The following is a 21,763-nucleotide window of genomic DNA, read 5'->3' as shown; positions in this document are numbered from 1 at the left end:
GGTCCCGCTCGTCCCGCCCCCACCGCCGAGATCGCAGTCGTCGCCGTTCCGACGGTGGTCAGAACGGCGACGAGTGCGATCTCGCGGAACCGGCTCAGCGGCCGTCGCGCCAGCTGTACTGCGGGTCGTAGCCGATGAGCTCGCGGGCCTTGTCCGACGACAGGAGCGAGCTGACGCCGTCGATCGCGCTCTTCCGGGGGATGTCGGGGACGAAGCGCTCGACGAGCTCGATCGTCGGCGTCGTCATGACGGTGTCCGGCGAGGCGATGATGAACGCCTCGAACCCGGTGAGGTCGCTCTCGACTGCCTTGCGAACGGCCTGGGCGCCGTCACGCGAGTCGATGTAGGACCACAGGTTGAAGATCTTCGCCTCGGGCTGCTCGTCCCACGGGTACGCGGGGTAGTCGGTCTCGTCCATGACGTTCGAGAACCGCAGGCCGATCATCTTGAGGGTCGGGTCCCAGCGGGTGAAGTGCCGCGCCATCTCCTCCTCCACGGCCTTGCCCAGCGAGTACGAGGACTGCGGGCGGACGGCGAACTCCTCGTCGACCGGCAGGTACGGCGGCTGGTGCTCGCCCATAGGGATCCCCAGCAGCGTCTCGCTCGACGCCCACACGACGTTCTTGATCCCCGCTGCCTTGGCCGCGTGGAACACGTTGATCGACGCCGTCACGTTGTTCGTGATGAGGGCGACGTCGGGCACGAGGCCCGGCGCCGGGATCGCCGCGAGGTGGACGACGGCGTCGACGGGAGTGTCGTACCGGTCGTCGAGCCCGATGAACGCGCCGAGCACCTGCCCGTAGTCGGTCAGGTCGGTGCGGACGAAGGCGACGCCCTCGGGCTTGTCCGGGGACGGCACCCGGTCGAGCAGGACCACGTCGTAGCCGTGCGCGTCGAACTCGCGCACCACGGCCCTCCCGAGCTTGCCGCTGCCACCGGTCACCACTACGCGCGTCATCGCGCCTCCTCGTCGTCGAGTCCCACCGGGCATGGAGCCCGGTCGCGGCCCCAGGCCGCCCGTCCAATCATGCCCGGTCCTGCGCATTCCGGCTCCACCCAGGGAATCGGCCGCGTGATCTGGCTTTCGATGCGGTCGTATCAGTAACATGCACCTCGGTGGACACGGCTGGTTACCGTGACGCCCGCACCGTACGTGGTCGTTCGGAGCGCGCCGCAGCCTCCTGATCCGGCTGTCGGTGCCCCATCGGCTTCGGTGTGTCGATGCGCCCTCGTGGTCTCCACGAGGGCGCATCGTCGTGTTCGGGCCGCGGAGCGACGGAGAACAGCCAGGATGCGTACTGTTCCGCGATCGGACTGTTGACGGGTGACAAACGCACAGCGCGATGCGATCATGGACGCACCATCCCGTTCGGATCAGGGCCGGGATGGGCGCCTCGGCGGGGGAGGGGTCCTCACCACGCCGCCTCTCCCGCCGAGGTCAACCCCGGCGAGTGGCATTCCCTGATTGCCGGACGGTCCTGGTCCCCGTCGCCGGGTCGGGCGTCCGCGTCGCTCAGGCGGCGGGCGTCCAGCCCAGGTGCGGCGCGATCCGGTCGGCGACGAGCGACAGGATCCGACGATGGGACGCGGCGTCGCCGTTGGCGGGCAGCGTGATCACGAGCTGGTCGGTCGCGGCGACCGCGGGGTCCCCGAGCAGCGCCTCCACGATCCGCTCCGGTTCGCCGGCCAGCACCTTGCTGAACCGGAACGGCGGGGTGCCGGAGCGCGGTCGACCCTCGTCGTCCATGCCCGCTGCGTAGCTCTCGATGAACTCGCGGTGCGTGGCGGCGTCGGCCTCGGTCTCGAACGGCACGACGATCCGACCGATCGCGACCCGGCCGGTCCGACCCGGGTGCGCCTCCGCCAGGCGTTCGCGGTACGCGACGATCTGCGCGGCCTGGGCGTCCGCGAACGGCGCCCCGGTGTCCTCGGTGTTGAGCGTCGACAGATGGAGGTCGAGCCCCCGCTCCGCGGTGCGCACCGCCGTGCCCGTGCTGCCGCCGCCCCACCACACGCGATCGAGCAGACCGGCGCTGTGCGGCTCGACGACCAGGTCCTTGCCCGCCGGGATGCTCTCGTACCCGCCGCCGCTCGTGCCGAGGGCGTCGCCGCGGAGGGCCTCGAGGAGCCGCGCCGCGCGGGCCTCCGCTTCCTCGCGGAACGGACGGTCGACCGCGCCGAACAGCGGATCGAGCACCGGCCCGGACTGCGGGATCCCCGTGCTGATGCCGAGCTCGACGCGGCCACCGCTCAGGAGGTCCACGGTGGCGACGTCCTCGGCGAGCCGGATGGGGTCCTCGTACCGCATGCCGAGCACGGCGGTGCCGAAGCCGATGCGACGGGTGCGTTGTGCCGCCGCCGCGAAGAGCGTCATCGGGCTCGTCAGGAACGGCTCGAAGTGCCGGCCGCGGACCCAGCCCGTGGCGTATCCGAGTCCCTCGGCGTGCTCGAACAGCTGCAGGCCGTCCTCGAGCGCGGCGGCCGCCCCTGCGGGCCCGCCGTGGTTCGGGACGAAGGACAGGAACCCGAGTTCGCGCAGCACGGACCCGAGCCTAACCCGTCCGGTCGTTGCGTTCGCATGGAAATACGCGCGATCGGTTCGGCCGGACCACACCCCGGTCGACGACGCTCGTGACGCTGGTGGCCGCCCGCCCCAGGCCGGATGCGGGAGGATCGACCCACCATGACCGACGTCACCGCCCCGGCACCCCTGCTCACCGCGCTCCCGCCGGCCGGTGACCCCGACGCCGTCTACGCCGCCTTCGCCGAGTGGGCCGAGTCCACCGGCCGTCCGCTCTACCCCGCGCAGGACGAAGCGCTCATCGAACTCGTCTCCGGCGCGAACGTCGTGCTGAGCACCCCCACCGGGACCGGCAAGTCGCTCGTCGCCGCCGGCGCGCACTTCGCCGCGCTCGCCGAGGGCAAGCGGTCGTACTACACCGCCCCGATCAAGGCGCTCGTGTCCGAGAAGTTCTTCCAGCTCGTCGACCTGTTCGGCCCCGAGAACGTCGGCATGGTCACGGGCGACTCCTCGGTGAACGCCGACGCCCCGATCATCTGCTGCACCGCCGAGATCCTCGCGAACACCGCGCTCCGGCAGGGCCCCGACGCCGACGTCGACGTCGTCGTGATGGACGAGTTCCACTTCTACGGCGAGCCCGACCGCGGCTGGGCGTGGCAGGTCCCGCTGCTCGTCCTGCACCGTGCGCAGTTCCTGCTCATGTCCGCCACGCTCGGCGACATCGAGGCGATCGCCGAGGACCTGTCCCGGAGGACCGGCCGCGTCACCGCGCGCGTCACCGGGGTGTCCCGCCCGGTCCCGCTCGACTACGAGTACGTCATGACGCCCGTGCAGGAGACCGTCGAGGCGCTCCTGTCGGACGGCAAGGCGCCCGTCTACATCGTGCACTTCGCCCAGGCCGCGGCGCTCGAACGCGCCCAGTCCCTGACGAGCATCACGGTCGCCTCGCGCGAACGCCGTGACGAGATCGCCGCCGCCATCGGCGGCTTCCGGTTCAGCGCCGGGTTCGGCCAGACCCTGTCCCGCCTCATCCGCGCCGGCATCGGGGTGCACCACGCGGGGATGCTCCCGAAGTACCGGCGGCTCGTCGAACAGCTCGCGCAGCGGGGCCTCCTGCCCGTCATCTGCGGCACCGACACCCTGGGCGTCGGCATCAACGTGCCCATCCGGTCCGTGCTGTTCACCGGCCTGACGAAGTTCGACGGCACGAAGATGCGACAACTCAGCGCGCGGGAGTTCCACCAGATCGCCGGTCGCGCGGGACGAGCCGGGTACGACACCGAGGGCACGGTCGTCGCCGAGGCGCCCGAGCACGACATCGAGAACGCACGTGCCCTCGCCAAGGCCGGTGACGACCCGAAGAAGAAGAACAAGGTCAAGCGCAAGAAGGCCCCCGACGGGTTCGTGTCCTGGGGTGAGGCGTCGTTCCAGCGGCTCATCGCCGCCGAGCCCGAACCGCTCGCGTCCCGGATGCGCATCACGCATGCGATGGTGCTCGCGGTGGTCGGTCGCGGTGGCGACGTGTTCGGCGCCGTGCGCGACCTCGTGTTCGCGAACCACGAGCCTCCTGCCCGTCAGTTCGCGCTCGCGCGCCGCGCGCTCACGATCGCGCGGACGCTGCTCACCGCTGGTGTCATCGAGCGGGTCCCGGCCGGGAGGCCCGGGGAGCCCCCGACGGTCCGGCTCACCGTCGATCTGCAGCCGAACTTCGCCCTGAACCAGCCCCTGTCGCCGTTCGCGCTCGCCGCGTTCGAGCTGCTCGACCCCGAGTCGCCGACGTACGCCCTCGACATGGTGTCCATCGTCGAGTCCACGCTCGACGACCCGCGTGCGATCCTCGGCGCCCAGCAGTTCAAGGAACGCGGCGAGGCCGTCGCCGCCATGAAGCGTGACGGCATCGAGTACGAGGAGCGCATGGAGCTCCTCGAGGACGTCACCCACCCGCGGCCGCTCGCGGAGCTCCTCGAAGCCGCGTACGAGGCGTACGGCCGGGAACAGCCGTGGGTGCTCGACTTCGCCCTGTCCCCGAAGTCCGTCGTCCGCGACATGTTCGAACGCGCCATGACCTTCGGCGACTACGTCCGCTTCTACGGCCTCTCGCGCTCCGAGGGGCTCGTCCTCCGGTACCTCTCCGACGCCTACCGCGCGCTGCGGCAGACGATCCCGACCGAGATGCGGACAGACGAGCTCACCGACATCGTGGAGTGGCTCGGCGAACTCGTGCGGCAGGTGGACTCCTCGCTCGTCGACGAATGGGAGGCCATGGTCGCCCCGCACCTCGTCGGGGACGCGCCCGAAGCGGAGATCGCCCCGCCCGCGCCGAACCGCTTGACGACGAACACCCGGGCATTCCGGGTGCTCGTGCGGAACGAACTGTTCCGGCGGGTGCAGCTCGCCGCGCTCGACGACGCCGAGGCCCTGGGGGAGCTCGACGCCGCCGCCGGCCACGACTGGCGTGCCTGGGACGCCGTGCTCGAGGAGTACTACGCGGAGCACGACAGCATCGGCACCGACGCCGACGCGCGGTCCATGCGGTACCTCGTGCTCGACGAAGCCGGGCCCGGGCGGACCTGGCGGGCGCGGCAGATCTTCGCCGACCCCGAGGGCGACAACGACTTCGGGATCGTCGCGACCGTCGACCTCGACGCGTCGGACGAGGCCGGGGAGGCTGTGGTCCGCGTCACCGAGATCGGCCGGTTCGACGGCTGGACCGAGGTCGACGTCGACTGAGGTCCGTCCGGCGGTCAGCCCTGCGAGGGGGAGACCGCCTCCGACCGGCCGTTCGGGTCGAGGTTGAGCAGGTCGCCTTCGTCGAGCCAGTCCCGCTCGTGGAACCCGCTCTGCGGATTGAGCCACCGCAGTTGCGCGAGCGTGATCCCGAGGCGCTTCGCCACGGTCACCGCGCGGTCCCCGTGCGCGACGAAGTACTGCACCGGCTTGCCCGTGGCGTCCCGGACGATCGTGCCGTAGGCGTACGGGACCGCCGCTGCGATCGTGCCGATGTGGAACCCGGGGTACGGGGACGGCACGTGCCAGGTCAGGGGCGCGGCGGCGAGGACGTGGTTCGCCCACGACGGGATCGTGTTCGCGGCCGCCTCGGCGTCGGTGTTCACGGGGACGAGCACCACGCTCCGGAGGAAGCTCGGGTCGTTCCCGGCCTCGGACAGGTCGTCCACGGTCGGCGGTTGTCCACCGGCGCCCCACTGGACCAGACCGATCGACGCGAGGTCGTAGCCGTCCCCCTGGTGCGCCACGCTCGGGCGGAACTCGAGCGACATCGGCTGGGACACCGTCGTCCGGAACCCCGAGAGCTCGGCGGTGAACGTGCCGTCACCGTCCGAGACCACGCGCACGTGTGCGGATGTGTCGCCGCTGGGCGACGTGACGTCCGTCTCGGCGACCACCGTGCCGCGCGGGAGGGACGCGGGCTCGTGCTCGTCCACCGTGGTGTCGGGAGCCGTCGTCGTGCCTGCCGCTGGCTGTGACGGGTTCGCCGACGCGTGCGGACCGTGCGCGTGTGGACCGTGCGGGTGCGGTCCTGGCGCTGCACCGTGAGCGGCACCGAACACACTGCAGCCGGCGAGCGCGAACGCCGCCAGCGCCGTGACGGCAACGCCGCCGATCGCACGAGTCCCCATGGCTCCCCCCGTCAGCCGGAGCCTAACGGCTCGCGCGCGACCGGGACAACCGGCGAACGGAGGGCGCATCGCGGTCCTGACGCGGAGGGGCGGATCGCGGTCCGTCGTCCCGGTGGCGAGGCCGCCCCGGGTCGCCCCTCAGAAGAGCGTCGCGGGCGGCGTGGCCTCGGGTAACGGGGCGGGGTCGGTGACCTCGACCCCGGGCCACCCCGGCCCGTGCGGGACCTCGGACCTGCGCTGGTAGGCGGTCGCCGCGGCTCGGGCGCGAGTGTCGGCGGCCTCGTTCATCTCGTGGCCCACGTGCCCCCGGACCCACTCGAACGTGACCTTCCGGCCCTGCAGTTCGGCGTCGAGCTCCTTGATGATCTCGACGTTGAGCACCGGCTTGCCGTCGGCCTTGCGCCAGCCCTTGCGCTTCCAGCCGGCGAGCCACTCGGTGCAGGCCTTGATGGCGTACTGGCTGTCGCACAGGATGTGCAGCGGCTCGCCCGTGGCCTTGGTGGCACGCAGCAGCTGGAGCACGGCGGTCAGTTCGCCCTGGTTGTTCGTGGCGCTCGGCCATCCGCCCGCGGCCCACCGGTCGTCGTCCACGTACCAGGCCCAGCCGGCGGGGCCGGGGTTGCCGAGGGCGGAGCCGTCAGCGGCGGCGACGATCGTCACGGGACCTCCAGGTGCTAGCGAGTGCCGGACCACGGTACCCGACCTCGGCGGTGTGCCCCGGGCCTCCCGGCCGACCTGTGGATGACGATCAGGCGGGGCCGCGCTCGGCGGTCCGCAGCGCGGCCACGAGCGCATCACCGTCCGCGACGTCCCAGAACGCGAGCTCCTGCGGGCCGAACAGGCCGTCGAGCCCGGTGTTCCGGTAGACCTGGGCGTTCACCGCTCGGTTGCCGAACGTGCCTCCGGCGACGACGCTCGTCCACTCGACGCTGCAGTGCCTCCGGTCGCGGGACCACGACGTGGTGTGCTCCGTGCGACGGACCGGGGTCTCACGCTTCCGGCCCGCAGCCGTGACCAGCACTCGACGGTCCGTGATCGCGTATGCCGTGACCCGCTTGCGGTGCCACTTGACGACGAACCGTCCGAGCAGCATGTGCAGTCCCACCAGGGCGAAGACCCCGCCGAAGAGGACGAAGAACCACGGGGCGCCGGACGACACCGCCGTTGCGAGCCAGAACGTGACGAACGCGCACCACATGATGCTGAAGGGCACGAGGAACGCATCGCGCCCGGTGAACAGGACCGACGGGTCGCCGCGACCGCTCCAGAGCAGGCGCTCGCCGGGCTCGAGCTCGCGCGTCACCTGGTCGCGGGCACTCGGATCATCGCGAGGATCGGTCACGAAGGCGACGCTACGGGTCCGGGGGACGGCCTGCCCGCGGGAAGAGTGAGCGCTCAGGCGACGCGGTCCGGGTGCGACCCGATGCGCTCCCCGTTCTCGAGTGCCGCGATCGCCGCCATGTCGTCGTCGTCGAGCCCGAAGCGTCCGACGTCGATGTTCGACGCGATCCGCGCCGGCGTGACGGACTTCGGCAGGACCACGACCTCCTGCTGCAGGTTCCACCGCACGAGCACCTGCGCGACGGACACGTCGTGCTTGGCCGCGATGCGCGCCAAGGTCGGTTCGTCCACCAGGCGTCCGCGGCCGAGGGGCGACCAGGCCTCCGTGACGATCCCGTGCCGCGCGTGGAAGGTCATGAGCTCCGTCTGCGGCAGCCACGGGTGCCGCTCGACCTGGTTCACCGCCGGGAGCACGTCCGTCTCGTCGAGGAGCCGCTGCAGGTGCTCGACCTGGAAGTTCGAGACGCCGATCGAGGTCGCCCGCCCCTCGGTCCGGATCCGCTCGAGCGCTCGCCAGGTGTCGACGTAGCGGTCGTTCGCCGCCGCCGGCCAGTGGATGAGGTACAGGTCCACCCGATCGAGCTCCAACCGGTCGAGCGATGCGTCGAACGCCCGCATCGTCGCGTCGAACCCCTGGTTCGTGTTCCACACCTTCGTCGTGACGAACACCTCGTCGCGGTCGACCTCTCCGGTCCGGAGGGCCCGGCCGACCCCGGCTTCGTTGCCGTACATCTCGGCCGTGTCGACGTGCCGGTAGCCGACGTGCAGGGCCTCGCGCACGGCACGCTCGGCCTCGTCGTCGGAGACCTTGTACACGCCGAGACCGACGGCGGGGATGGTGTTGCCGTCGAGCAGGGCGACGGTGGGGACGGTTGCGGGATCGACCATGGTGTCCATGCTGCCCCGCGGCCGCTTGCGCTGGTTCCCCTGGTGCCCCTGGCCTCCTGCTGGTGCCGCTGGTGCCCTTGGCTTCCCGCTGGTTTTCGACATCCCCGCTGTCGGACGCCGCCCGCGACGTCGGTTCATGCGGGCGCGCAGATGCTCGTGGATACGACGACATCCCCCCTGTCCGACGACGCCCGCGGTGTCGAGGACAGGCGGGCCGGCGGGGAGTGGGGCCAGCGGGTGGCCCGGGCAGGCCGCGTGCGGGCGGGCTCAGGTCGTGGGCAGGTCGACCGGCTCGGTGTCCGGGATAGGCGACGCGTCCCGCCCACGGAGGTCGGGCAACCACCGCCGGGCGAACAGCGGCACGAGCACCCCGACGAAGGCCGTGACCGCGCCGACCGCCAAGCCGCCGACGGCACCGTGCGCGTCGATGAGGAAGCCGGCCACCGCGGACCCGAGCGCGGCGCCGATGAGCTGCCCGGTCCCCATCCAGCCGTAGGCCTCGGCCGTGTCGCTGAACTTGACGGTCGACGACACCGAGCCGAACATGACCGCGAGTGCGGGGGCGATGCCGCCGCCGGCGATGAGCAGGGTCAGGCACAGCCACCAGAAACTCGGGTGGACCGTCGTGAGGACGAGCCCCACGAAGACGATGACCATCCGGATCCACAGTCCGTTCGGCGCGATCGGACGGTGCCCGAACGCCAGCCCACCGCCGAGCGACCCGATCGCGAACAGGGCCAGCACGATGCCCGCGTTCGGGCTGCCGTCACCGAACGCGCTCGTCACGCCGGCCTCCACCGCCGCGCACGCGCCGATGAGCAGGAACCCGGTGAACGTGGCGACGAGCACCGACGGGCGACGGAGCACCGTGCCGAACGCGCGCTTCGAGCGGGGGATGCGCACGCGGCCGACCTCGGGGGACGCGATGAACCAGATGCCGCCGACGACGAGGAACGCGGTGGCGATCACGATCGCGAGCACGGTGCTGATCTGCGTCGCGACGAACGTCGTGATGACGGGGCCGGCCACCCAGATGAGCTCCTGCGCCGACGCGTCGAGCGAGAACAGCGGGGTCAGCTGCCCCGACGTCACCATCTTCGGGTAGATCGTCCGCACCGCCGGTTGCACGGGCGGCACGGCGAGACCGCCGACGAACCCGACGAGCATGTACAGGGGAACGGGCATGAGGACGAACGCGACGGCGGCCATGCTCACCGCACAGACCGAGGTCGTGAGGATGAGCACCGGCCGCATCCCCCACTGGCCCATCCACCGGCTGGTGAGCGGACCGGCGATCGCCTGTCCGATGCTCGAGGCCGCCAGGACGAGCCCAGCGGCGCCGTAGGAGTGCGCCACGCGCTCGACGTGGAGCAGGTACGCGAGCGACAGCATCCCGAAGGGGAACCGGGCGGTCAGCTGTGCCGCGATGACGCGGCCGACCCCCGGAGTCCGCAGCAGGTTCCCGTACGCGCTCACCGTCCTCAGTGTACGGACGCGACGGTGCCGGCCGGGAGGGTCGACACGGGCCGTGGAGAGCGGCCCGCCGTCCACAGATGGCCGGTCGCGCACCTCCCGGGGGCGACGACCGGCGGGGCCTCGGACGGTCGTCGGTTGCCACGTCGGAGCCTCCGTCCGCCACCTCCACAACGGGGGAGGGGGCATTGCCCAGGACCCGACGCGCGACACGCCGAACCGCGAATCCCACACCCTGTGGAACACGCCCTCCACCGTTGTGCACAGATGTCGGTGGCCGGGCGGAGACTGGCGGAAATCCGGGCCTCCGAGGGGCTCCACCGGAATGCCCCACCTGTGGGGACTGTTGTGGAGAACTACACGGGTGTAACACTTCCTCTTGTGGTCGACTCCGGTGTCGGACACAAGATGTAGTATCGACCAGCCGGGACAGTCCGGCCCCTCACGGGGCCGGAACGCCCCTCACCGGGGCCATCACGGACCGGCCGCCCGGACCAGGATCCGGGCCCACACGCACCAGTAGCAGCACACCGAGAACCACCGCCGGACAGCCCGTCCGGGACACCACCTCTGGGGAGATCATGGCCGTCACCGTCTACACCAAGCCGTCCTGCGTCCAGTGCACGGCGACGTACCGCGCGCTCGACAACAAGGGCATCGAGTACGAGGTCCACGACGTCTCCTCCGACCCCGCCGCGCTCGAGCACGTCAAGAGCCTCGGTTACCTCCAGGCGCCGGTCGTCGTGACCGACGACGACCACTGGTCCGGCTTCCGTCCCGACAAGATCGCCGGCCTCGTCGCCGAGATCGGCTGACCCACCGCACCCACCTGCAGGGCACCGCGCCCGCTCCTCGCCCGTCCACTCGTCGGAGGCGCGTCATGAGCCAGCTCGTGTACTTCTCGAGCGTCTCGGGCAACACGGCGCGGTTCGTCGACAAGCTCGGACGCCCGGCCGTCCGCATCCCGCTGTTCGCCAAGGAGCCCCCGCTCCGCGTCGACGAGCCGTACGTGCTCGTCCTACCGACGTACGGCGGTGGCAACGGGCGCGGCGCGGTGCCCAAGCAGGTCATCTCCTTCCTCAACGACGAACACAACCGGTCGTTGATCCGCGGCGTCATCGTCGGCGGGAACACCAACTTCGGCGACGCCTACGGACTCGCCGGCGACATCGTGGCCGCCAAGTGCCACGTGCCCGTGCTCTATCGATTCGAACTCTTCGGGACCCCTGACGACGTGCAGGCGGTCAACTCAGGATTGGATGCATTTTGGACGCAGCAGTTGCAGACGTCGATCTGACGTCGCCCGCGACGGGGATGGACTACCACGCCCTGAACGCCATGCTCAACCTCTACGGTCCGAGCGGCGAGATCCAGTTCGACAAGGACCGCGAGGCCGCCAAGCAGTACTTCCTGCAGCACGTCAACCAGAACACGGTCTTCTTCCACAACCTCAAGGAGCGTCTCGACTACCTGGTCGAGAACGACTACTACGAGCAGGCCGTGATCGACCAGTACTCGCTCGAGTTCATCCAGCGGCTCAACGACCTCGCCTACTCCAAGAAGTTCCGGTTCCAGACCTTCCTCGGGGCGTTCAAGTACTACACGAGCTACACGCTCAAGACCTTCGATGGCAAGCGGTACCTCGAGCGCTTCGAGGACCGCGTCGTCATGACCGCGCTCGGGCTCGCCCACGGTGACGAGGACCTCGCGGTGAACCTCGTCGAGGAGATCATCGGCGGCCGGTTCCAGCCGGCGACCCCGACGTTCCTCAACACCGGCAAGGCCCAGCGCGGCGAACTCGTCTCCTGCTTCCTCCTCCGCATCGAGGACAACATGGAGTCGATCTCGCGCGGCATCAACTCCGCTCTCCAGCTGTCCAAGCGCGGCGGCGGTGTCGCCCTGCTGCTCTCGAACATCCGCGAGGCCGGCGCACCGATCAAGCAGATCGAGAACCAGTCGTCCGGGATCATCCCCGTGATGAAGCTCCTCGAGGACTCGTTCTCGTACGCGAACCAGCTCGGTGCCCGTCAGGGTGCGGGCGCGGTGTACCTGTCGGCGCACCACCCCGACATCATGCGGTTCCTCGACACCAAGCGCGAGAACGCCGACGAGAAGATCCGCATCAAGACGCTGTCGCTCGGTGTCGTCGTGCCGGACATCACCTTCGAGCTCGCCAAGAACAACGAGGACATGTACCTGTTCTCGCCCTACGACGTCGAGCGCGTCTACGGCATCCCGTTCGGCGACGTTCCGATGACCGAGAAGTACCGCGAGATGGTCGACGACCCGCGGATCAAGAAGACCAAGATCAAGGCGCGCGACTTCTTCCAGACGATCGCCGAGATCCAGTTCGAGTCGGGCTACCCGTACATCGTGTTCGAGGACACGGTGAACAAGGCCAACCCGATCAAGGGCCGGATCAACATGTCGAACCTGTGCTCGGAGATCCTCCAGGTCAACACCCCGACGACCTACAACGAGGACCTGTCGTACAACACGATCGGTAAGGACATCTCCTGCAACCTCGGGTCGCTCAACATCGCGCTGACGATGGACTCGCCCGACTTCGGCAAGACCATCGAGACCGCGATCCGTGGCCTCACCGCCGTGTCGCAGCAGTCGCACATCCGCTCGGTCCGCTCGATCGAGGACGGCAATGACAAGTCGCACGCGATCGGCCTCGGGCAGATGAACCTGCACGGCTACCTCGCCCGTGAGCGCGTCCACTACGGCAGCGAGGAGGGCATCGACTTCACGAACATCTACTTCTACACAGTGCTGTACCACGCACTGCGGGCGTCGAACACGATCGCGATCGAGCAGGGCACCGCGTTCGAGGGCTTCGCCGACTCGAAGTACGCGTCGGGCGAGTTCTTCGACAAGTACACCGAGCAGGCGTGGGTCCCCGCGACCGCTCGGGTGCAGGCGCTGTTCGACGACGCCGGCATCCACATCCCGACCCAGGCCGACTGGGCCGCGCTCAAGGCCTCGGTCCAGGAGCACGGCATCTACAACCAGAACCTGCAGGCGGTGCCGCCGACGGGATCGATTTCGTACATCAACCACTCGACGTCGTCGATCCACCCGATCGCGTCGAAGATCGAGATCCGCAAGGAAGGCAAGCTCGGCCGCGTCTACTACCCGGCGCCGTTCATGACGAACGACAACCTGGAGTACTACACGGACGCGTACGAGATCGGCCCCGAGAAGATCATCGACACGTACGCGGCGGCGACGCAGCACGTGGACCAGGGTCTGTCGCTCACGCTGTTCTTCAAGGACACCGCGACCACCCGCGACATCAACAAGGCGCAGATCTACGCGTGGCGCAAGGGGATCAAGACGATCTACTACATCCGCCTCCGTCAGCTCGCGCTCGAGGGCACCGAGGTCGAGGGCTGCGTCAGCTGCATGCTGTAGCCGCCGGTCGCTGATCGCGACCACCTCCGGTCTGGAGGGACGGTGCCAGCCCGCACCGTCCCTCCAGACCGGCTCCCACCAACCACATCCCATCCGCGCATCCCCACAACCCCCGAACGAGGAACCCACGTTGGTCGAGAAGCTGAAGCTCATCGATTCGGTCCAGGCCATCAACTGGAACCGCATCCAGGACGACAAGGACGTCGAGGTCTGGAACCGCCTCGTCAACAACTTCTGGCTGCCCGAGAAGGTGCCGCTGTCGAACGACGTGCAGTCGTGGAACACGCTCACGCCCGAGGAGCAGACGCTGACCATGCGCGTGTTCACCGGCCTGACGCTGCTCGACACCATCCAGGGCACGGTCGGCGCGGTCTCGCTGATCCCCGATGCGCTCACCCCGCACGAGGAAGCCGTCTACACGAACATCGCGTTCATGGAGTCGGTGCACGCCAAGAGCTACTCGTCGATCTTCTCGACCCTCGCGTCGACGCCCGAGATCGACGAGGCCTTCCGCTGGTCGGTGGAGAACCCGAACCTGCAGAAGAAGGCGTCCATCGTGATGGACTACTACAAGGGCGACGAGCCGCTCAAGCGCAAGGTCGCGTCGACCCTGCTCGAGTCGTTCCTGTTCTACTCGGGCTTCTACCTGCCGATGCACTGGTCGTCGCGCGCGAAGCTGACGAACACGGCCGACCTGGTCCGCCTGATCATCCGGGACGAGGCCGTGCACGGGTACTACATCGGCTACAAGTTCCAGAAGGGGCTCGAGCTCGTCACCGAGGCCGAGCGGCAGGACCTGAAGGACTACACGTTCTCGCTGCTCTACGAGCTCTACGACAACGAGGCGCAGTACACGCAGGACCTCTACGACGGCGTCGGCCTGACCGAGGACGTCAAGAAGTTCCTGCACTACAACGCCAACAAGGCGCTCATGAACCTGGGCTACGAGCCGATGTTCCCGAAGAACATCACCGACGTGAACCCGGCCATCCTCTCGGCCCTGTCGCCGAACGCCGACGAGAACCACGACTTCTTCTCGGGGTCGGGTTCGTCGTACGTCATCGGCAAGGCCGTGAACACCGAGGACGAGGACTGGGACTTCTGATCCCGAGCGCTCGCTGATCCGGCGGCGTCAGTGTTGACCCGCCCCCTCCTAGTTGGCCTTTGTGTCCGAGTAGTTGGCCACGTGTCTCGGCGGTTGGCCACGTCGGTTTGTAGTTGGCCAAATTCTCTGTGTGAGCGGTTCTGACCACCGTTCGGGCTTGGGACTGCTGCAGGTTTCGTTGACTCGTTGGTTTAGGCCGCGAGTGCGACCGATGGGTTGATGATTGCTTCGTACTCGATCGGGGTCAACTTCCCGAGGCCCCGCTGCCGGCGTTTCCGGTGGTACGTGCCCTCGATCCAGGTCACGATCGCGATTCGGAGTTCTTCACGCGTAGCCCACGTGTGTCGGCTCAGGACGTTTTTCTGTAGGAGCGCGAGCCGCCAACCACCGGTAGTAGGGCTGCTGGGCAAGCTTGAGAACCCGGCATGTCGCCGCGACGGAGATCCCGTCAGCAGCGAGCTCGCTCACGAGCGGGTAGAGCCTCTTCCCGGCAGGTTCGCCTGCGACACATACGCCGCCGCCCGGCGCAGCACCTCGACTTCTTGCTTGAGGAGCCGGTTCCGGCGCCGCAGCTCACGGACCTCCTCCGACTCAGCGCGGGTGATCCAGGGTCGATTCCCGTCGTCGACGGCGGCACGGCGCAGCCACTTCGTCAACGTCATCTGGTGAACACCGAAGTCGGCGGCGATCTGGTCGATCGTCGCTGCCGGCTCACGGTTCCGAGCAACGCGCACGACATCGTCGCGGAACTCCTGCGTGTAGGGCTTGGGCACGAGTGCATCCTTCCAGGCCCACCAGCGGGGCAAGCGAGATCAGATGTCACCTCTCCCTGTAGCAGTCCTCCCCGCAGAAACAATCGAGAACGTAAAGGCGTTCTTCTGGCCGTGCGTGGACTCTGGCCGTGCGTGGACTCGGTGGCGCTCGGCGGCGCAAGGGGCCCAGCCCTGCACGGTCAGAGGCAGAGCAAGAGCCATGGCGTCCGAGCGGAGGATGGCATCGGCGGCGCACGAAGCCTGGGCTGAATGGCGACCTTTCGATTCTTCGGTGAGCTTCCGTCACCTGAATTACTTTGGCTGACACACTGCTGGTGCACTGCACCCAGGAAAGGACCACACACGGTGGCGTACGTCGAGTATCCGATTGAACACATGGACCTCAGGTCGTTGCACCTGGATGTCAGCAACTTCCGGTTCGCCGCGGATCAGCCGTCGGAGACGGCAGCGCTAAACTACCTGTGGACCGAGGACGACGCTGCGGGTGTCGCGGACCTCATCCTTCGCGACGGATACGTCGACAACGAGCAGCCGCTGGTTGTATTCGAGGACGGGAAATACGTCGTCGTGGAAGGCAACCGGCGTGTGTCGGCGCTGATGGCGCTCGCGGACCCGTCGCTTGCGCCGGCGCATCAGGAAGACATCGAACGGATGCTCCGTCGTTTCGCCATCGAGGCGGAGAACCTTCCGCAGTCCATCCGGGTGATGGTGCTGCCGGATCGTCCAGCGGTGGCGAAGATCCTGGCTCGGTTACACATCGGGCAGTCCAAGCGCGGTTGGAGCCCGGATGAGCAGGCGAAGTTCGTCATGGCGCAGCTCACCGACCAGATCACCGTCGAGGAGCTCGCGGCGCAGCTGCCCGGCATTGAAAATGTTGGACGGCTTGTGCGCATGGGGACGGTTCGGGCGAAGCTTCGAGCGACGACGTTCGATGATCCGGCGGTCACGAAGTACGCGCACGGGTCTCGGCTGCGGATGTCGTCGTTCGAATACGCGTACCGGCAGGCGGGAATCCGGGAACTGATCGGTCTGACGTTCAACGACCAGTCGCGCGTGGCGTCGTGGGCGAGCACACCGGCGGAACGGGCGGCGTTGGAACGTCTTCTGGTTGGGTTCAAGAACGGGGAGGTGAACACCCGTCGTGGCTTGAAGCCGGGAACCGATGCGTATGCGTACCTCCTCGACGCGATGCGAACCGCCGGCGAACCGGACACCACGTGCGATGCCGATGTCACTGGGAAGCGGCAGGGACCTGTCCAGGACGGCTCCGCTGGCGCGGCGGGAGCAAGTCCGTCCGTCCCTGTCGAGGGCTCCGCGCCTGACGCTGCGTCCGCTGCAGGTGGAGCGTCGCAGGCGGCAGGTGCGGGAGTTGGCACGGAAGCGGCCGCGGGAAGCGGTGAGACTGACCAGTCCCCGGCGCCAAAGGCGGACGCAGGCGTCGCCACCGTTGGAGACGGTGGCGCGGGCGAGTTGAAGGGCTCGGACACGGACGGCGACACTCGGCGTGCGCCGAACGACCCGTCCACAAGAGTGCATCTTAACCTCGCCGGGATCGACTACGCCGGTCAGCCGTTGACGATGCTACGTCGGCTTCGTGAGCTGAGCCGGATCCACGTGTACGACTTTCCGGCCGCAGCAACGATGCTCATCAGGTCTGTTCTGGAAGCGGCGATCAAGGAACACTACGGCCGGTCGAACGGCATCGACGTCACCGGTGAACTGGGACGAGTGATGGGGCGGGTGCGGAACGACTATCAAGGCAACGGTCAACTCGCCAACGCCATCAGCGCCATCTCCCAGAAAAGCTCGGACGCGGCGAACGTGCCCGGCACCGAGCGCTGGTTCAACATGGTCTCCCACAGCGTGAACGTTGACGTCAACGGACGCCAGGTGCACGAGGCGTGGCTTGTGGTCCTGCCGTTGGTTCGCTTTTTGCTGCACGAAACCCGGACCCGGTGAGTGCGCGGACCCGCACGCACAGCGTCGCCTGCGGTTGGTCCCCTGACGCCACTGCGAGTGCGTATGCGAGGGGGCGTTGCACGGGTTGCGTGGCGGGGAGCGAATACCGTATCTCGTCCGACCGTAGGCCTAAACCGCAGCAAACCGAACCAACCTCGTGGGAGTAAGGTGCCGTTTGCTTGCGGACTCGGATTGCAGTGTGCGGATGCCGGTGACCTGCATTGGCAGTTCCGTGCTCGTGAGTGCTGTCGTTGACCCGCGATGTGGACGACGCGGAGCCCGGGCTTCGCAGCGTCGAGGACGTGCTCCGGTTCCGGCTGAACACGGACGTCCGGCCTCTGGAAGCGGTCGTCCTCAGGTGACGGCGTGGTGACGCAGAGGCTCAGATCAGGCGAGTTTCGCGGCGACCGCGGTCACCCGGCGCAGGGCGGCGTGGACACTGCTGGAAGTGATCATCAGCTCAGATGCCTTCCCTGGGTGTCGTGCGGAGTAGTTCAGTTCGTATCGCCGGACATGGAAATCGCGGTACAGGTTGATGATCAGCGGTGCGACGTCGTACGTCATCAGCCAGTGCGCGTCGGAGGTGTTGCTGGCAACCGCTGCGAGGTCCGCGTGATCCCGCGCGTCGAATGCGTTGAGGTACAGGCGGGAGCCTGCACCCACGTACGGCGGGTCGATGTACATGAACGCGTTCGGGTCGTCGCCGTAGTCGCGGATCACGGTCCGCCCGTCGTGGTCGGTGACGGTGATCTGATCGCGGCGGGCGTTGAGTGCGGTGATGCGGTCGGCGAGGGCGGCTTTGTTAAACCTTGCGTCGATCTTGTAGGTGCCGGTTTGCTCTAACCCACCGATGACGCCGCCGGTGAGCACTCCGGATCGGTTCGTGCGGTTCAGGTAGAAGAACGCGAACCCGAGCTGCAGCAGGTTGCCGGTGTCTCGCTGTCGGTAGATGTCACGTTGCCGCAGCCACTCCGGGACGGTCAGCGGAGTCAGTTGCAGCATGCGCAGGAACTCGTCGGCGTCGTTGACGATGCTGTGCCAGAAGGCATGCACCGCCGGGTCGAAGTCGTTGACGACCAGATGCTCAACCAGGCCCTCGCGCAGCAACGCGACGCCGGCGCCCGCACCCCCGGCATAAGGTTCGACGTATGTGGCGTCGGTGAGTCCGAGCTCTCGGATGATGTCGGCGAACACGCCCGCAAGGGACGCTTTCCCACCCGGGTACCGCAGCGGCGACAGCGTGCCGTATCGGCGACTGGCGGCGATCGCCAGGGGTGTGTCCACTGTCTTGTCCTTCCGTACCCGTTGAGCTGTGACGCCTGCTCACCCTACGGGGTTGGACGGCGGCGCTGTTGACGGCCCGCTGCGTCACGCGAACCTGCTGAGCAGCCGTGAACTAGGTTCACCGAGAATGACCTGTTCGCGTCTGCCGGGAATCGCCGCGCAAGCTCTGCAGAAGCTCCTCATCGGTGTTCTTGCCGTCGACCCAACGGGTGACGTGACGACTGAATCCGTTCCGACTGTCGCGACCGGCGCGTTCACCGTTCTTACGGCAGCCCAGAAGAGGCCGTACGTCGGTGGCCTGGCGTCGTCGCTCAGGTCGGCAGCTTGGTCGTGTCGGCAGAGTGGTGCAGCGGCGGCGTCCACCGCAATCACTGCAATCGGTGCGCCGGTGGTCGTCGCGATACGGCAGCTAATCGCGGCAGGTGTGCTGCTCCCGGTCGCCCGCCCCCGGCTTTGTGATTTCACGGCTCGTCAGATCGGTATCGGGGTCGTCCTCGGACTCGCCACGACGATGACGAACCTCGGCCCTTACCCCGCGATTGGTCGTCTCGGGTTGGCGTTGGCCACGCTCGAGTTCCTCGGCCCGCTCACGGTCGCCATCGCCGGTTCACGGACGGCGAAGGAGTACGCCGCGGCTGCGCTTGCATCGGTCGGTGTGCTCGTGCTGGTCCACTCATCGGGTCCAACAGACTGATTCAGCATCGGATGCGCGGTCAACGCTGCAGGATCATGGGCTGCCAACATTCTGTTGAATCGGCAGATCGGTGCGCAGCTCCCGGGGTTCGCCGGCGCGGTGTTGTCGGCGACCGTCGGCGCCATCATCGCGGTGCCGGCTCTGGTGGTGTTCGCTGCGACCGGTGCGCTGGATCGGACCGGCAACGTTCTCGCCGTCGTCGCCGGGGTGCTCTGCCCAGTCGTTCCAACGGTCGCTGACATGTTCGCGTTCCGCCGCGTCCCGACGAAACCGTTCGGCATTGTCGCGAGCATCAATCCCGTGGCGGCACCTGCTGTCGCCGTCGTGGCGCTGGGTGAGTTCCCTTCCGCAGCTGAATGCGCGGGAATCGGCGGCATTGTCGTCGCGAACATCGCAGCCACCGCGCCGGGGTCGCTGCTGTCAGGTCAGGGCCGGGGGAGTGACACGGTGTAGTTCTTGCGACGGTTAGGGAGACGGGGTAGCCGTGATTGTCGACGCGGACACGGCCCGCCAAACCGAACCGTCCCACCGCCAGCCGTTCCGGGTGCCACGATGGACGATCCACAGGTTGGTGACCGGTCCGGAGAGTTGCGGTGCGCGCGTTGGGAGATTGAACTCCGGTTCTGCGTCCTCGACTCGGTGAAGGAACGCGCGTGTGACGGCGAAGGACGTTTCCGAGTCGACCCACACGAACAGGTGAGTTGATGCCGCGTTCGTGTCTGCGAGCTTGTCGAAGTTGTCGGCTCGAGCGTTCAGGTCTTTCTCCACCGCTGACAGTGCCGCGTCGCTGCTGGATGCGACCCCTCCGCCGCCGGCAGTCCACAGCACCGTATGATCATGGACCGTACGCGGGCAGATTCCTGTCGGCGACGCAGCCAGTTCAACACCCTGTCGAATAAGCTCGGCCACTGCGTCTCGGACGGAGGCGGCGTCGTTCCGAAACCCGTACGCGGATTGTCGGCGTACATACCGGAGGCCCGCGGACGATAGGACCACCAGATGCGGGAGAACACGTTCGGACACTCCCTTCAGCGGCGCGTGCCGTTCGTTCACTGACACCAACCAGCATTCGTTGAGGTCCGCAGATGATGACCTGCTTCCGATGAGTTCAAGGAGCGGTCCCCGAGCCGCCTTCGCTGCACGGTCCGTCACGGTCGTCACCTCGAGCGCGACGGAACCGTCCACGCTTCGATAATCCGCTCCGCCATAGCGGTCGGCATGCGCGAGTCGCACGCCGGTGATCGCGGTCACCACCTGCTGGGCGTCTGCTTCGTCGTCACGTTCCGGGTTTCCCGCCATGTAGTCCAGTCTGCCTGCGCGATGCCGCAGCGGCGGTTGCGTCGGCATGACAAGAGGTGAGACGCTGTCATCAGCAGTGGAAGGGCCACGGTGTTGGACGATGACGAGCGCGGATGGGCTGATATCGACGGCGCCCTCTGCCGGGACCATATTCTCGACGCGTTCCTCGCTGACGCGGCAGGACCACCGACAGCGGTTGACTGCATCGTATGCGGGACGTACAGAGCCTGCAGGTTCGGCACCGTTCGCCGTTGAGTGGAATGAGATCCTGCCTCCATTCATGGCGGCGTTCTGGCGCGAGTACACCCGGTCAGCGGACGCGCCGTACTACGAGCACGAAACAGTCGGTCTGGAATCAACGGACTGGGCTGTGGGATACATGACGCAGAACGCCTTCACCCATCTTGAACAGATCATCCCGGCGATCACGGAAGCTATCACCGACGACGCGGTCGGCACAGTTGGCGCCCTGATGACATCAGACCATCTCGACCATGCCTGGGCGACGTTCTCACACACCGTCCGACACGAAACACGGTTCGTGTTCACTGGTGCTGAGGGACCTGCCGCATTAGTGCGGGAGTTCCTGGACCTCGTCGGCAGTTACGCAACCGATGTTGGCGGGCTCATCACCGAACTGCCGACCATGACCGAAATGTACCGGGCGCGGACCGTGAACGGCAAAGTCTTCCCAGGGCGCACAGATCTGCCCATTGATGCTGCATCGTTGGGACCGGCACCGGCTCGCAGCGCCGGCGCGAACCGTATGTCGCCGGCGGGCATCGCCATGTTCTACGGCGCAGCCGATGAAGCGACGGCGCTGAACGAAACGGCGGCGTTCACCGTCGCCGAGCATGCCGTCGTCGGGGTGTTCCACCCGGCGAGGCCGCTGCGGATGCTGAACCTCCGAGCCGCCGCGACCGAACATGACATCTCCCCGTTCGATGAAGACCGGTTGGCGCTTCGTGGGCTGCTGATGTTCTTCAGCGAGTTCCAACGACACATCAGTTCACCGATCACACCTGATGGCCGTCAGCACATCGACTACGTTCCGACGCAGATCCTCGCCGAGTACTTCCGTCGAGCAGTGACGCCGCGACTCGACGGCATCATCTTCGCAAGTTCCCACACCGGTGAGTCGAACTACGTCGTGTTCGCCACCGATGAGAACGTCGTCGATGACGACACGGTCGCCGCGGAGGCGGCCACCGACGGCTTGTTCGACGTCCCCATCGAGCCGGAGACGCTGCTGATCCTTGACCGGCGAAGTCTGGTGCTACGCCAGCTGCACCACACCGTCTCCGGGACACCGGTCGCCACCCTCGGGTACGGCCGATGGATTGCGACTCCGCCGGCGGAGCAGTGAGG

General features: G+C 67.8%; 19 protein-coding genes and 1 pseudogene. 9 read left to right on the top strand and 11 right to left on the bottom strand.

Annotation, left to right across the window (positions count from 1 at the left end; genetic code table 11):
• Positions 1-94: 94 nt before the first annotated feature.
• Together DEI93_RS13645 and DEI93_RS13640 are read right to left on the bottom strand one after the other, a co-directional pair.
• Entirely contained in the window at positions 95-958 is an 864-nt protein-coding gene (locus DEI93_RS13645) for an NAD-dependent epimerase/dehydratase family protein (RefSeq protein ID WP_111013161.1), read from the bottom strand.
• Between the two features lie 555 nt (positions 959-1,513).
• Positions 1,514-2,542 carry an LLM class flavin-dependent oxidoreductase gene (locus DEI93_RS13640; protein ID WP_181436056.1) on the bottom strand — a complete coding sequence of 343 codons (1,029 nt, stop codon included), beginning with the start codon at positions 2,540-2,542 and terminating at the stop codon, positions 1,514-1,516.
• A gap of 141 nt (positions 2,543-2,683) precedes the next feature.
• Here DEI93_RS13640 and DEI93_RS13635 point away from each other — a divergent pair, with 141 nt between their 5' ends.
• Complete coding sequence (locus DEI93_RS13635; RefSeq protein ID WP_111119925.1) at positions 2,684-5,251, top strand: DEAD/DEAH box helicase; 2,568 nt, start codon at positions 2,684-2,686, stop codon at positions 5,249-5,251.
• 14 nt (positions 5,252-5,265) lie between these two features.
• Here DEI93_RS13635 and DEI93_RS13630 read toward each other — a convergent pair whose 3' ends face one another.
• From DEI93_RS13630 to DEI93_RS13610, 5 genes are all read right to left on the bottom strand, one after another.
• Positions 5,266-5,964 (bottom strand): hypothetical protein, encoded by a 699-nt coding sequence (locus DEI93_RS13630; protein ID WP_146244420.1) that lies wholly within the window; start codon positions 5,962-5,964, stop codon positions 5,266-5,268.
• A gap of 333 nt (positions 5,965-6,297) precedes the next feature.
• Positions 6,298-6,819, bottom strand: a complete 522-nt coding sequence (locus tag DEI93_RS13625; protein WP_111010424.1) for a ribonuclease H family protein — start codon at positions 6,817-6,819, stop codon at positions 6,298-6,300.
• A gap of 88 nt (positions 6,820-6,907) precedes the next feature.
• On the bottom strand, positions 6,908-7,501 hold the full coding sequence (locus DEI93_RS13620) for a hypothetical protein (RefSeq protein ID WP_146244421.1): 594 nt from the start codon (positions 7,499-7,501) through the stop codon (positions 6,908-6,910).
• A 53-nt stretch (positions 7,502-7,554) separates the two neighbouring features.
• The gene (locus DEI93_RS13615) at positions 7,555-8,388 is read right to left on the bottom strand and encodes an aldo/keto reductase (protein ID WP_111119927.1); all 834 of its coding nucleotides are present in this window, start codon (positions 8,386-8,388) and stop codon (positions 7,555-7,557) included.
• Positions 8,389-8,655: 267 nt separating this feature from the next.
• Positions 8,656-9,864 (bottom strand): MFS transporter, encoded by a 1,209-nt coding sequence (locus DEI93_RS13610; protein ID WP_111119928.1) that lies wholly within the window; start codon positions 9,862-9,864, stop codon positions 8,656-8,658.
• Between the two features lie 578 nt (positions 9,865-10,442).
• On the opposite strand from DEI93_RS13610, the gene nrdH reads away from it, so the two are divergent.
• The 4 genes from nrdH (at position 10,443) to nrdF (ending at position 14,386) form a co-directional block, all read left to right on the top strand.
• A complete protein-coding gene (gene nrdH, locus DEI93_RS13605) occupies positions 10,443-10,676 on the top strand; it encodes a glutaredoxin-like protein NrdH (RefSeq protein ID WP_111010420.1) in 234 nt (77 codons plus the stop codon).
• A 65-nt stretch (positions 10,677-10,741) separates the two neighbouring features.
• A complete protein-coding gene (gene nrdI, locus DEI93_RS13600) occupies positions 10,742-11,158 on the top strand; it encodes a class Ib ribonucleoside-diphosphate reductase assembly flavoprotein NrdI (RefSeq protein WP_111010419.1) in 417 nt (138 codons plus the stop codon).
• Positions 11,159-11,175: 17 nt separating this feature from the next.
• Positions 11,176-13,281 carry a class 1b ribonucleoside-diphosphate reductase subunit alpha gene (gene nrdE / locus DEI93_RS13595; RefSeq protein ID WP_111050011.1) on the top strand — a complete coding sequence of 702 codons (2,106 nt, stop codon included), beginning with the start codon at positions 11,176-11,178 and terminating at the stop codon, positions 13,279-13,281.
• Between the two features lie 130 nt (positions 13,282-13,411).
• A complete protein-coding gene (nrdF, locus tag DEI93_RS13590) occupies positions 13,412-14,386 on the top strand; it encodes a class 1b ribonucleoside-diphosphate reductase subunit beta (RefSeq protein ID WP_111010416.1) in 975 nt (324 codons plus the stop codon).
• Between the two features lie 191 nt (positions 14,387-14,577).
• Here the strand turns inward: nrdF and DEI93_RS16485 are convergent.
• Together DEI93_RS16485 and DEI93_RS13585 are read right to left on the bottom strand one after the other, a co-directional pair.
• Positions 14,578-14,760, bottom strand: a pseudogene (locus tag DEI93_RS16485) (IS3-like element ISAar45 family transposase); the annotation flags it as partial.
• A gap of 90 nt (positions 14,761-14,850) precedes the next feature.
• The gene (locus tag DEI93_RS13585) at positions 14,851-15,159 is read right to left on the bottom strand and encodes a transposase (RefSeq protein WP_111119930.1); all 309 of its coding nucleotides are present in this window, start codon (positions 15,157-15,159) and stop codon (positions 14,851-14,853) included.
• Positions 15,160-15,504: 345 nt separating this feature from the next.
• On the opposite strand from DEI93_RS13585, the gene DEI93_RS13580 reads away from it, so the two are divergent.
• On the top strand, positions 15,505-17,118 hold the full coding sequence (locus DEI93_RS13580) for a hypothetical protein (RefSeq protein WP_111119931.1): 1,614 nt from the start codon (positions 15,505-15,507) through the stop codon (positions 17,116-17,118).
• A 387-nt stretch (positions 17,119-17,505) separates the two neighbouring features.
• Here the strand turns inward: DEI93_RS13580 and DEI93_RS13575 are convergent, their stop codons facing one another.
• Complete coding sequence (locus DEI93_RS13575) at positions 17,506-18,402, bottom strand: DNA adenine methylase (RefSeq protein WP_111119932.1); 897 nt, start codon at positions 18,400-18,402, stop codon at positions 17,506-17,508.
• A 127-nt stretch (positions 18,403-18,529) separates the two neighbouring features.
• On the opposite strand from DEI93_RS13575, the gene DEI93_RS13570 reads away from it, so the two are divergent.
• Together DEI93_RS13570 and DEI93_RS13565 are read left to right on the top strand one after the other, a co-directional pair.
• Positions 18,530-19,096, top strand: coding sequence for a DMT family transporter (locus DEI93_RS13570; RefSeq protein ID WP_146244422.1), 567 nt, complete (start codon positions 18,530-18,532; stop codon positions 19,094-19,096).
• A 6-nt stretch (positions 19,097-19,102) separates the two neighbouring features.
• A complete protein-coding gene (locus DEI93_RS13565) occupies positions 19,103-19,549 on the top strand; it encodes an EamA family transporter (RefSeq protein WP_111119934.1) in 447 nt (148 codons plus the stop codon).
• A 12-nt stretch (positions 19,550-19,561) separates the two neighbouring features.
• On the opposite strand, the gene DEI93_RS13560 is transcribed toward DEI93_RS13565, so the two are convergent.
• A complete protein-coding gene (locus DEI93_RS13560) occupies positions 19,562-20,545 on the bottom strand; it encodes a hypothetical protein (protein ID WP_181436058.1) in 984 nt (327 codons plus the stop codon).
• Between DEI93_RS13560 and DEI93_RS13555 the strand changes: the two genes are divergently transcribed.
• Positions 20,442-21,761 carry an RES family NAD+ phosphorylase gene (locus tag DEI93_RS13555; protein WP_111119935.1) on the top strand — a complete coding sequence of 440 codons (1,320 nt, stop codon included), beginning with the start codon at positions 20,442-20,444 and terminating at the stop codon, positions 21,759-21,761. The two genes, DEI93_RS13560 and DEI93_RS13555, sit on opposite strands and share 104 nt — an antisense overlap.
• The last annotated feature ends 2 nt before the right edge of the window (positions 21,762-21,763 follow it).

The sequence above is a fragment of the Curtobacterium sp. MCBD17_035 genome, assembly GCF_003234815.2.
In the GTDB taxonomy this organism is placed as follows: Bacteria; Actinomycetota; Actinomycetes; order Actinomycetales; family Microbacteriaceae; genus Curtobacterium.
Note: the sequence above shows the minus strand (reverse complement) of the source record. Positions and strands in the feature narration are given on the sequence as shown.